Origin of the sequence: Bradyrhizobium sp. CCGUVB1N3, assembly GCF_024199925.1 — a bacterium.
Classification (GTDB): Bacteria; Pseudomonadota; Alphaproteobacteria; order Rhizobiales; family Xanthobacteraceae; genus Bradyrhizobium.
Genome location: NZ_JANADR010000001.1, coordinates 6,866,894 through 6,880,288, shown reverse-complemented (window position 1 = coordinate 6,880,288; position 13,395 = coordinate 6,866,894). Strand labels below are relative to the sequence as shown.

Genomic DNA, 13,395 nt, shown 5'->3' with positions numbered 1-13,395 from the left:
TCCTAGCCGCCATCATTGTGCTCGCCCTGCTCCTGCTTCCGAGCTTTCTGCATTGAGCGCGCGCTGGTCCTCAGCCGCAGCGCGCTCCATTAGGTTGAAGTCACCGCTCGCGCGAGCGGCTTCAAACATGTGGGTATAGGTGTCGAAGTTCTGCTGCTCGAGGCGACAGCTCACCTGCGGTGGGCGATGTCATCCCGCTGCGCCTCGAACGACTGCATGGCCAGTTCCTTCGGATAGCCGATGGCGACGCTGATGGTGATCAGGACGTGGCTGAGCGCGCTCTGAGCGTGGCCCAGCTCGGCACCGTTGATCAGCTCGCAGATGTCATGCACCAGCCCGCTGGTTTGCTCATTTTGCATTGCGCTCTCCTGGCACCACGCGCAGTTGCTCGGGTGCGTAGATGTGCAGCGCGCCAGCGACGGCGGGCTCGTCACACTTCGACCACGACACGCGCCTCGCCCTTGATGTTGGTGAAGCTGGCCACGATCACGCCCGGCCACCTGTAACCCTCGATCTTTTCCACGCGGTCGCCGACCTTCATGCGGCGCTCCTCATCCTCCCAGCGCCAGCCCATGCGCCAGCAAATCGCCATGTCCTCGTCCACATAGGGCGGACATTCACTGAGCGGCACCTTCACGGCGCGCGACGCGCGGCCTTCCAGAATGCACTGGCTGTAAACCTGCCGGACGGGCGCGGGCTGGACATCGGGCGGCAGATCGATGATCCGCGCCGTCACAGCTCGCCCCGCCAGATGATCCGGCAACTAATGTAGGGGCGTCGCCTGCTTACGAATGGCGTTCCTCCAGCAGAGCGCGCTCGATGCGCTCGGCCAGATCACGGCTCGCCCTAGGCGACAGGTAGCGAAGGTCGTTTGCTTCCTTCCAGTCCCAGACGAGGCGGAGCGCCTCGCCAAGCGTGGTGCCGTCATCCTTCGGCCGCTTCATCGTTGGGGTCCTCCGAGAAATTCCTCTGCCGCCTTGAGCGCCTGTTCTTTCGACATCTTGCCGGAGATGGCGCGCCGTCCGGCGTTGTCGTCATAGTAGAAAAACTTTCGTCCGCCGACGTGCCGGACCTCGAAGCTCCCGGCGTGCCAGCCGCCGAAATCCGCGAAGTGATGATGGATTCTTGGCTGGTTCGGAATGACGCTCGCCGTCCAGCCTTTCGCCTTGATGTAGGCGCGCGCCTCATCGTCGGTCATGCCGACGAGCGCCTTGAGGATCGGCGCGGCGCAGCGCACCGTGCCGTCGCTTTCGAACCCAGCCACGAAGCCCGGGGCAACCACCCGCACAACGGTTTCGGGGCCGGATCGGCCTTCTGGGCTTGCGGGCGGGGCTTTTCCCAAAAATATTTTCCGATACCGTTTCGGAGCCAAATACGGTACCGGATTTACGGTACCGCGTTATACCGTAAACGGCAGTTCTGCCGACGTGTCAAAGCGTTGTGCGGAAACGTCCCTCTCCCACAAGGGGAGAAGGAAGAGGAGCGCGCGGCAAGGTTCAACCAACCGCCAACCGATACGCAGCCTTCACATTCACCCCAAACGCCTTCTCGCGCACATTCCCGCCGAGCTTCGTCAGGCACGCATCAAGCGCGCCCTTGATCTCACCGTAGCTCCCTGCGAGCAGGCACACGGGCCAGTCCGAGCCGAAGATCAGGCGATCCTCGCCGAAGCATTTGGCGGCGTGCTCGACGTAAGGAAATAGCCGCTCCGCGTCCCAGTCGTTCCAGCGGGCCTCCGTCGCGAGGCCGGAGATCTTGCACCAGACATTGCCGCAGTCAGCGAGCGCGGCGATGCGATCGGCCCAATCGCGGCTGAAGCCGTCGGCGATCGGCGGCTTGGCGCCGTGGTCAAGCACGAAACGCGCTTGCGGAAAGGCCTGCGCCGTCGCGATCGCGGCCGCCAGTTCGCGGGTGCGGACCAGGAGATCGTAGGTGAGATCATGCGCGAACACCGCTGCAAGACCGCGCCGCACGTCCTCGCGCAGCAGCCAGTCGGAATCGGCCTCGTCGTGGACTTGGTGTCGAATGGCGACCAGCCTGTCGCCCGCCGGCAAGCTGCGCAGCCGGTCGAGCGTTGCGCCGACCGCAGCGTCGGTCAGATCGACCCAGCCGACGACGCCGACGACGAAGGGCGTCGCGGCGGCAACGCGCAAGAACTCCTCGGTCTCCACGACCGAGGAGCGGCATTGCACCAAAATGCTCGCGTCGATGCCGTTCTGCTTCAGGAGCGGCGCAAGATCGGCGGGGCCGAAGGCGCGGCGGATCGGGGCGAGTTCGGTCGCTGCCATCCAGGGATAGTCGGCGCGTGCCGGGTCCCAAAAGTGCTGATGTCCGTCGATGATCATGCCTGCTACTCCGCGCGGCGATGGCGACGATCCGCAAGCCGCACGTGCTTCATCTCAGTCTGCTCGTGCGCGGCGGACGAACCTGACCTCTCCCGCTTGCGAGATCCGCAAGCGGGAGAGGGATTGCAGGAGTATTGGGGCTGAGAATACTCCTACTTCAAGAGTTTCGCGACGTTGTCCTTCGTCACGAGGTCGAGGCCGGTGTAGATGATCTCCGGAACCTTCTCGCCCTTCTTGATCGCGAGCAGGGCGTCCATCGACTTCTCACCCATCTCGAACGGGCGCTGGCCGGTAAGCGCGTTGGAATAGCCGTCACGCAGGAGCTCAAGCTGCATCTTGAGCGTGTCGGCGACAACGAGCGTCAGCTTGCCGGAGTCGATGTCCTTCTTGTTCTTGTTGACGAAAGCCTTGAAGCCTTCCGGCGCGAACATCGGCCAGCCGCCGACCGGCACGATCGCGGCGAGGTCCGGCGTAGCGGTGCGCAGGTCCGCCATCTGCTGGATCGCGAGCGTGGAATCATCATTGCAGAACGTCGGCGAGCCTGCGACCTCGACCCATTTCGAGCCCTTGAGCGCCTCGCGCACGCCATCGACTCGTTCGGCAAGATTCTTGGCACCGGGGCCACCGGACACCATCGCGTACTTGCCGCCCTCGGGCCGGAGCTGGAGCAACTGCTTGCCGAGCGCGAGGCCGAAGTCCTTGTTGTTGGTGCCGATATAGGCGATGCGCTTGGAGCCCGGCGCATCCGCGTCAAACGTGATGACGGGGATGCCGGCCGCGGTCGCCGCCTCGATCGACTTGGTCATCGCCGCGACGTCGGCGACCGAGATCGCCATCCCATCCACCTTCTGGGTAATGAAGTCCTGGATGATCTGCGCCTGCGTCGCCGGCTCGTGCTCGATCGGCCCCTTGTAGATGCACTCGACGTTGCCGAGCTCCTTGGCGCGCTTCATGCAGCCGTCGCGGGCCACGTCGAAGAACGGATTGTTCATCGCCTTGGGCACGACCGCAAACTTGTAGGTCTGGGCAAATGCCGGGGTCGCCATCATCGCGATGGCCATGCCGGCAAGCAGGATCTTCCTCATTACGTTCCCTCCACTTTACGCCTATCCTCTTGAAAACCATGGCTCCGGAAGGCGGATAGACGCTGCATTCGTTGCCCTCCCGGAGTAACTCTTGTCAGGCCATGCGCGAGCGGATGCGGTCCACCAGCACGGCCAGGATGATGATCACGCCGACCAGCGTCTGCTGCCAGTAGGAGTTGACCTGCGCGAGCACGAGGCCGTTGCGGATCACCTCGAGCAGCACGCAGCCGACGATGGCCCCTAACGGACCGCCGATGCCGCCGGCGAGATTGGCGCCGCCGATGACGGCGGCCGCGATCACGTTGAGCTCGTAGGACGTCGCCATGTTCGCCGGCGCCGATCCGAGCCAGCCGGAGATGATGATGCCCTGAAGCCCCGCGGCGAGCGCGCAGATCACGTAGACCTCGACCTTCACCCGCACGACCGAGATACCGGTCAATTCCGCCGCCTTCTCGTTGCCACCGAGCGCGAAGACGTGGCGGCCGAAGGTCGTGTGGTGCAACACGACCGCCATCAGCACGGCAAGGATCATCAGATAGATGAAGGGCGCGGGCACGCCGAGCACATCGCCCGACGTAAGGGCGTAGAAGTAATCGGCATCGGGCCCGCCCGGAAAGCTGCCGCGGCCGTTCGAGACGACATAGGCGAGCCCGCGCACGATCGAGAGCATGCCGAGCGTGGTGACGAAGGGCGACAGCCCGAGCACCGCGATGCAGAAGCCGTTGACGAGCCCGACGATCAGCGCGACGCAGAGCCCTGCAAGCACCGAGACCAGAAGGATCAATCCGGGCACATTGGCGACGACGGTCTTGCCGTCGGCGGCCAAATGGACGAACAGCGATGATCCCAGTCCGCCTGGCGCCGACAGCTCCGTCATGACCATTGAGGTGATCATTGCGGAAAAGCACATCATCGAGCCGACCGAGAGATCGATGCCGCCGGTGATGATGACGAAGGTGATTCCGAGGGTTGCGATGGCGATGAAGGAAAAGTTCTTCGCCACGTTCTGCATGTTGCCTTCGGTGAAGAAATAAGGACTGGCAAAATGCATGATGGCGAGCAGCACCAGGAGCGCAAGCAGGACGTAGCCGGTCTGCGTCGCAAAGAGACCGCGCTGCCACCATCGTGTCTTGCCGACATTGGTGAAGGTGATCGGGGATTCCATCTGGATGGCCATTACGCCGCCTCCTTCGCGCCGGTGATGAGGGCGGTGACTTCCTCGGGGCTGGTATCGTGGATCGCCTTGTCGGCGCGCTTCTCGCCGCGGCGCATGACGACGACGCGGTCGCAGACCGCGAACACGTCGGGCATGCGGTGGGAGATCAGCATCACCGCGACGCCCTGCTCCTTCAGGCGGTGGATCAGGCTTAGCACCTGCTCGACCTGGCGCACCGAGATCGCGGCCGTCGGCTCGTCCATCATCACGAGCTTGGCGTTCGACAGCCGCGTCCGCGCGATCGCGACCGCCTGGCGCTGGCCGCCCGACATCTGCTTGACGAGATCGTGCGGCCGCGTCTCCGAGCGCAACTCGCCGAACAGGTCCAGCGCACGCGCCGCCATCGCCTTGTGATCGAGCAGCGAGATCGGGCCGAATTTGCGCTTGAGCTCACGGCCGAGGAAGACGTTCGCCGCCGCCGTCAGATTGTCGGCGAGCGCGAGGTCCTGGTAGACCACCTCGATGCCGACGGCGCGGGCGTCGATCGGCCGGTAGAAATGCACGGCGTTGCCGTCGAAGCGGATCTCGCCGTGGCTGGGACGGAAATTGCCGGCGATGATTTTCACCAGCGTCGACTTGCCGGCGCCGTTGTCGCCCATCAAGCCGACCACCTCGCCCGGATAGACCTGCATGTCGACGTCGTGCAGCGCGCGAATGGCGCCGAACTCCTTGCCGATCCCGGTCAGTTCAAGGACCGGCTGCCGTGTTGCTTCAACGTTTGTCATCAGCGGCCTCGCTCAGACGTACCGGTTGACCAGGGATTCCAGATATTCCTGACGGCCCGACCGCGGCTGCGGATCGAAGCCGGGGGCGAGCGCGCGATCGGCGAGATCGGCGAGCGAGCGCTGGCCGGCAAGGATGGCGCGGCCCTCGTTGCCGGCCCATCCCTGGTAGCGCTCGGCAAGCGGCGCCGTGAGCGCGCTCGCATCCAACATATCGGCCGCCGCAAGGAAGGCCCGCGCGCAGGCATCCATCGAGCCGACATGGGCGTGGATCAGATCGTCGGGGTCGATGGATTGCCGCCTGATCTTGGCATCGAAATTGAGACCGCCCGTGGTGAAGCCGCCGCGGTTCAGCATCTCGTGGAACACCAGCGCGAGCTCGCCCACGTTCATCGCGAACTGGTCGGTGTCCCAGCCGAGCAGATCATCGCCGCGGTTGATGTCGAGCGAGCCGAACACGCCGAGCGCCTCGGCGAGCGCAACCTCGTGCTGGAACGAGTGCCCGGCGAGGATGGCGTGGTTCTGCTCGATGTTGAGCTTGACGTCCTTGAGGAGGTCATAGCGCTGGAGGAAGCCGTAGCAGGTCGCGACGTCGAAATCGTATTGATGCTTGGTCGGCTCCTTCGGCTTGGGCTCGATCAGGATCGGGCCCTTGAAACCGATCTTGTGCTTGTGCTCGACGACCAGCGAGACGAAGCGGCCGAGCTGGTCGAGCTCGCGGCCGATATCGGTGTTGAGCAGCGTCTCATAGCCCTCGCGCCCGCCCCACAGCACGTAGTTCTGGCCGCCGAGCCGGTGCGTGACCTCGAGCGCGGCGCGCACCTGTCCGGCGGCATAGGTGAAGACGTCGGGATCCGGATTGGTCGCTGCGCCCGCCATGTAGCGGCGGTTCGTGAACAGATTGGCCGTGCCCCACAGCAGGCGCACCTTGGCGGAGGCCATCTTCTGTTCGAACAGATCCGCAATCGCATTGAGGTTGGCGACGGACTCCGCGAGCGAAGCGCCCTCGGGCGCTGCGTCGACGTCGTGGAAGGTGAAGAAGGGTACATCCAACAGGCGGAACAGCTCGAAAGCGACATCGGCCTTGGCGCGCGCCATCGCCATCGCATCGCTGCCGTGATGCCAGGGCCGCAGGAACGTCTCGCCGCCGAAGGGATCGCCGCCCGGCCAGCAGAACGAATGCCAATAGCAGACGGCAAAGCGCAAATGATCCTCCAGCCTGCGGCCGTGGACGATGCGGTCCTTGTCGTACCAGCGAAACGCAAGCGGGCTCTTGGCGTTCGTGCCGCCATAGGCGGCCGGCGCGGTCGCACCGAAGAAATTTGGGGATGCGTTCACAGGGAGAACTCCTTCAGCGCGGGATACAGTTTTCGCCACTGATGATAGGCGTCGTCATAGGCGGCCACAGCGGACGCGCGCGGCGCGAAACTCGCAAGGCGCCGCGGACGCGTGCAGACCTGCGCGGGCTCTTCGCCTGTGGCGGCAAGCCGGCCGAGCCGCGCGGCACCGAGCGCCGCGCCCACCTCGCCCTCCTCGACGCGGTGGACGGGGATGCCGAGCACGTCGGCGCAGATCTGCGCCCACAATGCCGAGCGCGATCCGCCGCCGACGAGATCGACCTCCGAAATCGCCGAGCTCGCGCTGGCGAGCGCGGCGAGATTGTCGCGCGCGGCGAAGGCGACGCCTTCGAGCACGGCCTGGACGATCTGATCGCGTCCGCTGGCACCGCGTAAGCCCACGAAGGCGCCGCTCGCCGCAGCATCATTGTGCGGCGTGCGCTCGCCATCGAGGTAGGGCAGAAACTTGATCGGGCTCGGCCCATCGACGCTCTCGCCGAGCGGCGCAAGCAGCGCGGCCGCAGGCGTCGCCATCACGTCGGAAAGCCAGGCGAGCGAGGCGGCGGCCGAAAGCATCACGCCCATCTGGTGCCACAGGCCGGGCAGCGCGTGGCAGAAGGCGTGCACGGCGGAAGCCGGCGCCGGCGCAAACCGGTCGGTGACGCGGAAGATGACGCCGGATGTGCCGAGCGACAGGAAGGCATCGCCGGGCGCGATCGCACCGAGCCCGATCGCGCTCGCCGCGTTGTCGCCGGCGCCGCCCGCGACCACGACGTTCTTCGCCATGCCCCAGCGCTGCGCGTATTCCGGCGCCAGCACCGCAGCGACCTCGCTGCCCTCGACGAGCCGCGGCATGTGATGCAGATCGAGGCCCGTGGCGTGCAGCAGCAGTGCGGACCAGCGACGCTGGCCGACGTCGAGCCACAGCGTGCCCGCGGCATCCGACATGTCCTCGACCATCTCGCCAGTCAGACGGTAGCGGACATAGGCCTTCGGCAGCAGCACTTTTGCGACGCGCCTGAAGATTTCGGGCTCGTGCCCGGCGACCCACAAGAGCTTCGGCGCGGTGAAGCCCGGCATCGCCAGATTGCCCGCGATCGCATGCAGCGACGGGCAGCGCCGCTCCAGCTTGGCGCATTCGGCATGCGAGCGGCCGTCGTTCCAGAGAATGGCCGGGCGTAGCGGACGGCCGTCATCGCCGAGCAGCGTCGCGCCATGCATCTGGCCGGACAGCCCGATGCCGCGAGTGAGCGCAACCTCGCTGGGATGGGTGCCAGCGAGATCGTCGACCGCGCCGATCGCGGCCTCGACCCAGGCATCCGGATCCTGCTCGGACCACAGCGGCGCGGGATGCGACAGCGCAAGCTCGCGCGCGGCCGTCGCGACAATCGCGCCAGCTTCGCTCATGAGCACCGCTTTCACACCGGACGTGCCGATGTCCATTCCGAGAAACACGTTTCGTCCTCCCTCTCCGGCCCGGCTGGCGATCTCCGTCGCCTGTCCCGCACGAACCGTCCTCACATATCCGTTCTGCCGGCTAAGGCAGATTGTCCCGCATCACGATGTCGATGCGGATCTTCTCCTGTTCGCTCAAGATCGGCTCGCCGCGCGCCAGTGCCAGCAGCACGCGCACGGCGGCGCGCGCCTCGTGCCCGGGGTTCTGCGAGATCGCCGCATCCATCACCCCCTGGAGCAGCAGCTTGCGCGTCAAGACCGTGACGTCGTGCCCGACGAACACGATCTGCTTGTCGCGGCCGGACTCCATCAGCGCCTTGGCAACGCCCTGCGTGCCCGCGCCGACATTGTAGAGGCCGACGATATCGGGGTGTTTGGCGAGCAGCCGCGCCAATAGCTGCCAGGAGCGCTCGTCCTCGTCGCGCCCCTCCAGCACCGGCAGCACGCTTAGCTCTACAAACTCCGAGGCCATCACCTGGTTGAAGCCGAAGATGCGCTCGGCATGGTCGCGCAGGCCCTGCGAGCCCGCGACGATCGCGACCTTGCCGGAGCTCAAATCAGATCTTGGGCCCACAAGCCGGCCGACCAGCGCGCCGGCGGTGCGCCCGGCTGCGATGTTATCGATGCCGACATAATGGTGGCGCCGTGACGACGGCACGTCGGAGACCAGCGTCACCACCTTGGCCCCGCCATCGACGAGATCGTTGATCGCCGCCCGCACGCCGGGATGATCGAGCGCCACCACGGCGATGCCGTCATACGTGCCGACGAGAGCTTCGAGCGAAGATGCGAGCACGGAAGCATCGAACACGTCGGTTGGGACCATCTCGACCGCGAGGCGGCGGGCCGAGAGCCAGGCCGTCATCTCGCCGAGATAGGACTGGATCTGCTGCATGAACAGGTTCGGTCCCGAGGGCATCACGAAGGCAAAGCGCCGGGCGCGGCCGCGGGCGAGCTCGGCGGCGGCAACATGCGGCTGGAAGGAATTGCGTTCGATCGCCTCCTTGACGCGCCGAACCGTGTCCGGCCGCACGCCGGGCCGGTTGTGCAGCACGCGGTCCACCGTGGCGAGGCTGACGCCAGCCTGGCTTGCGATGTCCCTCAATGTCAGCGCGGCGGGCGCATCCTGCTTCATGGCCTGAAGGCTAGCAGAGGTTTTCTGAGGTACGCAACTCATTTTGAGGGACAGGCTGGTGAGAGCCGGTCGCCCGGTTGTTGGCGCGGGCCACCCGCGGGTGTCAGCGCCTGATCAGGTCGAGCGTCAGGAAAAGGCTATTGGGATCCTCGACGTAGCCTTCGAACGGATCGCAGAGGACGAAGCCGTGCGCGCGATAGAGCGCGTGCGCGGGCTTGAAATAATCCCACGACCCGGTTTCCAGGCTCAGCCGCGCCAGGCCGCGCTTGCGGGCCTCTTCAATGATGTGGCCGAGCATGAGCGCGCCAAAACCGCGCCGGCGCGCGGTCTGAAGCGTATGCATCGATTTGACCTCGCCATGGGACGCCGACAGCGTCTTCAGCGCGCCGACGGCAACCAGCGTCTCGCCGTCCCAACCGGTCCAGAAGGCGACATCGGCTGCGCGAAGGCCGCTGAGATCGAGCGCATGCGCGCTGCCCGGCGCGGTCTGCGCCCGCGCCGTCGCGACGTGATGGTCGAGCAGCGCGATGACGCGCGGATCATAGGTGTCGCCGGTACGTATCTGCATGTCACTCCTCATCTCCTGGCGCGATGCGCGGCGCGCACCGGAACCGAGAGGCCAATATATTAGAATCTTTGCGCGCCTCGCACGCCCGATTAGGATGCCTCGATCGGCCCGACGCGCACGCGGCAACCCATGAGCGAGGCAGTCACATGAGCCAGCCAACCCAGCGGATGATCAGGACCAACGGCATCAGCCTCAACGTCGCCGAGCAGGGTGAAGGGCCGCTCGTGCTGCTCTGCCACGGCTTTCCCGAGAGCTGGTACTCCTGGCGCCATCAGCTCGCGGCATTGGCCGCGGCCGGCTTCCATGCCGTTGCGCCCGACATGCGCGGCTATGGCAAGAGCGACCGGCCGGAGGCGATCGAGCAATACACGATCTTCCACATGGTCGGCGATCTGGTCGGACTGCTCGACGCACTTGAAGCCCCCACCGCCGTGATCGTCGGACACGACTGGGGCGCGACCATCGCCTGGCACACGGCGCGTCTGCGGCCGGATCGTTTCCGCGCCGCCGCCATCCTCAGTGTGCCGTTCCGGCCGCGCAGCCCGGCGCCCCCGACGAGCCTGATGCCGCGGACGGCGGAGGCGCAGTTCTATCAATTGTATTTCCAGGAGCCCGGCACAGCCGAAGGGGAGTTCGAAAAGGATCCGCGGAAAACGCTCGGTGCGATGCTCTATGGCGGATCGGGCGAAGGCGCCGCCGCGATCCGCGCCAGGGCCGCGAGCGCCGGCAGGACCGTCGGCGTCGGCATGGTGTCGCGCACGCACGGCATGCTGCCGAACGTGCCGATACCGTTGCCGTCATGGCTGAGCGCGAGCGATCTCGACTTCTATGCCGCCGAGTTCGCCCGCAGCGGGTTTCGCGGCCCCCTCAACTATTATCGCAATGTCGATCGCAACTGGGAGCTGATGGCGGCCTTCGAGGGCGTGAAGGTCACGATCCCTGCGCTCTTCATCGCCGGCGACCACGACATGGTCATCGCATTCCCCGGCGCCGCCGAGCACCTCGCCAACATGAAACAATCGGTGCCGCTGCTGCGCGACATCCAGATGCTCCCCGGCTGCGGTCACTGGACCCAGCAGGAGCGGCCGAACGAGGTGAATGCGGCGATGATCGAGTTCTTGCGGAGTTTGCCGAGCTGACGGCGGCCGAGCCAGCCGCGCTCAGCATACGCGCTGAACTGGCGAGAGAGCTTTGGAGCGGGCGAAGGGAATCGAACCCTCGTATGCAGCTTGGGAAGCAGTATCGATGCCTTCTCAGGCTGTGCCATATCGCTTCAAATTCACATCCAACCCTTTGAAGCTACATACTTTTACGGCGCATGCCTTCTCTAGCAGGACCGTCTCAATACGCGCCCCTTTGAGACTAATCGGAGAATAAAATGCCCGTCATTCCCTTCACCGACCTGTCGTTATCGAAACTCTCTGCGAAAAAGCAGACCCGCTATCTCTGCGCCGGCCTTCCTGGATTTGGCATCCTGGTGGGCAAGCGCAAGAAGACCTTCTTCGTGATGCACGGCAACGAGCGTCGCATTGAGATGCTCGGCAAGTATCCCGCCATCACTCTGAAGGCCGCCCGCTTGAAAGCTGTCACTATCATAGACGGCACCGTCGGCATAGTCGCCGCGCAGGATCCCGAAGAACGCATTAAGGAATACATCAAGCAGCTGGACGCTTCCGCTCGCTACAAATACGAACAGAACCGCCTCTTGCGCCGGCACTTGCTTCCCAAAGTATCCAACCTGACCAAGACGACCAAAGTCGAAATCCTCAAGATCACCGACAAGCTCTCCGGCACGCCGAGCGAACAACTGCATGCGCATCGCGCTATCAGAGCTTTCTATAATTGGTGCGTGCTACGCGACTACACCAAGACCACTCCCCTTGCCGGGTTAGAAGCCCCCGGAAGCGATAGGACCCGCGACAGGGTACTTACCGATGCCGAGCTCAAAGAGGCATGGCAAAGGGCTGGACGCCTTGGACCGTACGGCCTGGTCATCCGCCTGTGCGTCTTGCTCGGCACTCGAAAGAGCGAGACCTCAGCGATTGATAAGCAGTGGATCACAGAGAATCTCACACTTCCCGGCGAAGTCACCAAAAACGGCAGGACCCATGTCCTACCCTTAACTGTTGCTGCAAGGCACTATGCCGACAAATTTGCGGGAGGCACGAGGCCGAATTGGAATAGTTGGAATAAGATGAAGAAGAACGCTGGTCTGGATTGGTTGAGACTGCATGACCTTCGCCGCACCATGGCCACCCGAGCTGCGATGCTGGGTATTGCGCCTCATATCATCGAGCGAATCCTTAATCACGTTTCCAGCGGCGAGATCACGCCGCTCGCGCAAATCTACAACCGCTACAAATACCTCCCGGAAATCAAAGAAGCGTTCGGGAAGTACGAAGCGCATCTCGAAGAAATCATAGGCGAGCCGCTATGCTCTACCGCTCTCACGCCGCCGTTTGCGATCATGGCAAATTCCACATTCCCAACCGCCTCACCGTCGGAAGGCTGAATAAAGCCCATCACCATTGGCCCCTAGCGAAGAGGCTAATGGATCGGGAGCAGGAAGTGATAAGGCTCTTGAAACCAAAGCCGAAACGTCGGTAATCTAGTTCCGCGTCCGTGTGGGCGTAACCTGCTCTGCGCAGAGCTCCAATTTTGGAGACTGTGCAGATGCTAGAACATGATGATGCGTTTCTCTCGAAAGCCGAAGTCCGGTCGAAGGTGAAACTGAGCTACGCGGAAATTGCCCGGCGTCAGCGCAAAGGAACATTCCCGCCGAGCATTGCTCTGGGACCCTTTCGTAATTCGCGCCGAGTATTCCTCTGGAGCTCCATCAGAAACTGGATGGCCGAGCAGATCGCAGCAGCGCTAGCGCGCGACGTGTCCTCCAAGTGAGGAGCTAGAGCCCAGCGTTCCACCGCTGGGCTCTTCTCGTTTCATGGCTCTCCAGCGCGCGTACCATGAGGCTCTCTCAGCCGTGCCATCATGCTACTGACCGCGTTATAGCGATGGCACGCAAAAATTCTTCGACGAAACAAAGAGTACATTGATAACTAAGGACAATTCGCCGCCGCACTTCTCCTACGGCTACGTGACCCAAATAGCGCCCGGCGCTCTCCGGCTTCATCTTCATTGCACCTCCGTAAACCGCGCCGGCTTCGCTCCTCGTCCGTTCTAACCGTCCGACAACAAGGTCGGACTAACAGACGAGGAGGCTGTCTATATATATTTGGTTACGTAGTGCGCTGACGCACCTAATGCTCTTACTTGCGTGACGACGGCGGATACCGTTCCTACTGCCTGGCTGCATACTTCCGTCCGAAATCAGATAAATTCACACGACGAAATCCCGCAGATTTTCTTCCGGAATAATCCGATTTTGCTTTTTCCGTTTCTCAAATTTCTCAAACAACAAAATCCAAAATAGCGCGATTGCCGAGCTGCTCTGACGTGCCACCATCGGCCTACATGCGCCGCCCGGACGCATTTAACACTACGGCTTTCAGCAACTGGACGGCGACAAGGTCGC

At 63.9% G+C, this 13,395-nt stretch carries 15 protein-coding genes; 3 read left to right on the top strand and 12 right to left on the bottom strand.

Features of this window, described 5'->3' with window-relative positions:
• Window positions 1-170: 170 nt before the first annotated feature.
• From NLM33_RS32725 to NLM33_RS32670, 12 genes are all read right to left on the bottom strand, one after another.
• Window positions 171-359, bottom strand: a complete 189-nt coding sequence (locus NLM33_RS32725; protein WP_254102458.1) for a hypothetical protein — start codon at window positions 357-359, stop codon at window positions 171-173.
• Between the two features lie 71 nt (window positions 360-430).
• On the bottom strand, window positions 431-736 hold the full coding sequence (locus NLM33_RS32720) for a hypothetical protein (RefSeq protein ID WP_254102456.1): 306 nt from the start codon (window positions 734-736) through the stop codon (window positions 431-433).
• 49 nt (window positions 737-785) lie between these two features.
• The gene (locus NLM33_RS32715) at window positions 786-944 is read right to left on the bottom strand and encodes a hypothetical protein (protein ID WP_254102454.1); all 159 of its coding nucleotides are present in this window, start codon (window positions 942-944) and stop codon (window positions 786-788) included.
• Window positions 941-1,288 (bottom strand): hypothetical protein, encoded by a 348-nt coding sequence (locus NLM33_RS32710; RefSeq protein ID WP_254102452.1) that lies wholly within the window; start codon window positions 1,286-1,288, stop codon window positions 941-943. The genes NLM33_RS32715 and NLM33_RS32710 overlap by 4 nt, the downstream gene beginning before the upstream one ends.
• A gap of 208 nt (window positions 1,289-1,496) precedes the next feature.
• Complete coding sequence (locus tag NLM33_RS32705) at window positions 1,497-2,345, bottom strand: amidohydrolase (RefSeq protein WP_254102450.1); 849 nt, start codon at window positions 2,343-2,345, stop codon at window positions 1,497-1,499.
• A gap of 152 nt (window positions 2,346-2,497) precedes the next feature.
• Window positions 2,498-3,430 (bottom strand): sugar-binding protein, encoded by a 933-nt coding sequence (locus NLM33_RS32700; RefSeq protein WP_254102448.1) that lies wholly within the window; start codon window positions 3,428-3,430, stop codon window positions 2,498-2,500.
• A gap of 94 nt (window positions 3,431-3,524) precedes the next feature.
• Complete coding sequence (locus NLM33_RS32695) at window positions 3,525-4,607, bottom strand: ABC transporter permease (RefSeq protein WP_254102446.1); 1,083 nt, start codon at window positions 4,605-4,607, stop codon at window positions 3,525-3,527.
• Window positions 4,607-5,371, bottom strand: a complete 765-nt coding sequence (locus NLM33_RS32690; RefSeq protein WP_254102444.1) for an ATP-binding cassette domain-containing protein — start codon at window positions 5,369-5,371, stop codon at window positions 4,607-4,609. Before NLM33_RS32690 ends, NLM33_RS32695 begins: the two co-directional genes overlap by 1 nt.
• 12 nt (window positions 5,372-5,383) lie before the next feature.
• Entirely contained in the window at window positions 5,384-6,706 is a 1,323-nt protein-coding gene (gene xylA, locus NLM33_RS32685) for a xylose isomerase (RefSeq protein ID WP_254102442.1), read from the bottom strand.
• Complete coding sequence (gene xylB, locus NLM33_RS32680; protein ID WP_254102440.1) at window positions 6,703-8,160, bottom strand: xylulokinase; 1,458 nt, start codon at window positions 8,158-8,160, stop codon at window positions 6,703-6,705. Before xylB ends, xylA begins: the two co-directional genes overlap by 4 nt.
• An 82-nt stretch (window positions 8,161-8,242) precedes the next feature.
• Complete coding sequence (locus NLM33_RS32675; RefSeq protein WP_254102438.1) at window positions 8,243-9,295, bottom strand: LacI family DNA-binding transcriptional regulator; 1,053 nt, start codon at window positions 9,293-9,295, stop codon at window positions 8,243-8,245.
• 103 nt (window positions 9,296-9,398) lie between these two features.
• Window positions 9,399-9,863: a GNAT family N-acetyltransferase gene (locus NLM33_RS32670; protein WP_254102436.1), complete on the bottom strand. Its 465-nt coding sequence runs from the start codon at window positions 9,861-9,863 to the stop codon at window positions 9,399-9,401.
• 146 nt (window positions 9,864-10,009) lie between these two features.
• On the opposite strand from NLM33_RS32670, the gene NLM33_RS32665 reads away from it, so the two are divergent.
• The 3 genes from NLM33_RS32665 to NLM33_RS32655 all read left to right on the top strand — a co-directional run bounded on the left by NLM33_RS32665 (window position 10,010) and on the right by NLM33_RS32655 (window position 12,761).
• The gene (locus tag NLM33_RS32665; protein WP_254102434.1) at window positions 10,010-11,002 is read left to right on the top strand and encodes an alpha/beta fold hydrolase; all 993 of its coding nucleotides are present in this window, start codon (window positions 10,010-10,012) and stop codon (window positions 11,000-11,002) included.
• A 239-nt stretch (window positions 11,003-11,241) separates the two neighbouring features.
• Window positions 11,242-12,375: an integrase family protein gene (locus NLM33_RS32660; protein WP_254102432.1), complete on the top strand. Its 1,134-nt coding sequence runs from the start codon at window positions 11,242-11,244 to the stop codon at window positions 12,373-12,375.
• A gap of 161 nt (window positions 12,376-12,536) precedes the next feature.
• Window positions 12,537-12,761 carry an AlpA family transcriptional regulator gene (locus NLM33_RS32655; protein WP_254102430.1) on the top strand — a complete coding sequence of 75 codons (225 nt, stop codon included), beginning with the start codon at window positions 12,537-12,539 and terminating at the stop codon, window positions 12,759-12,761.
• Window positions 12,762-13,395: the final 634 nt, after the last annotated feature.

Coding starts and splice junctions, on each gene's coding strand:
- NLM33_RS32725 (WP_254102458.1), bottom strand. CDS start 359: ATGCAAAATGAGCAAACCAGCGGGCTGGTGCATGACATCTGCGAGCTG.
- NLM33_RS32715 (WP_254102454.1), bottom strand. CDS start 944: ATGAAGCGGCCGAAGGATGACGGCACCACGCTTGGCGAGGCGCTCCGC.
- NLM33_RS32705 (WP_254102450.1), bottom strand. CDS start 2,345: ATGATCATCGACGGACATCAGCACTTTTGGGACCCGGCACGCGCCGAC.
- NLM33_RS32700 (WP_254102448.1), bottom strand. CDS start 3,430: ATGAGGAAGATCCTGCTTGCCGGCATGGCCATCGCGATGATGGCGACC.
- NLM33_RS32695 (WP_254102446.1), bottom strand. CDS start 4,607: ATGGCCATCCAGATGGAATCCCCGATCACCTTCACCAATGTCGGCAAG.
- NLM33_RS32690 (WP_254102444.1), bottom strand. CDS start 5,371: ATGACAAACGTTGAAGCAACACGGCAGCCGGTCCTTGAACTGACCGGG.
- NLM33_RS32675 (WP_254102438.1), bottom strand. CDS start 9,295: ATGAAGCAGGATGCGCCCGCCGCGCTGACATTGAGGGACATCGCAAGC.
- NLM33_RS32670 (WP_254102436.1), bottom strand. CDS start 9,863: ATGCAGATACGTACCGGCGACACCTATGATCCGCGCGTCATCGCGCTG.
- NLM33_RS32665 (WP_254102434.1), top strand. CDS start 10,010: ATGAGCCAGCCAACCCAGCGGATGATCAGGACCAACGGCATCAGCCTC.
- NLM33_RS32660 (WP_254102432.1), top strand. CDS start 11,242: ATGCCCGTCATTCCCTTCACCGACCTGTCGTTATCGAAACTCTCTGCG.
- NLM33_RS32655 (WP_254102430.1), top strand. CDS start 12,537: ATGCTAGAACATGATGATGCGTTTCTCTCGAAAGCCGAAGTCCGGTCG.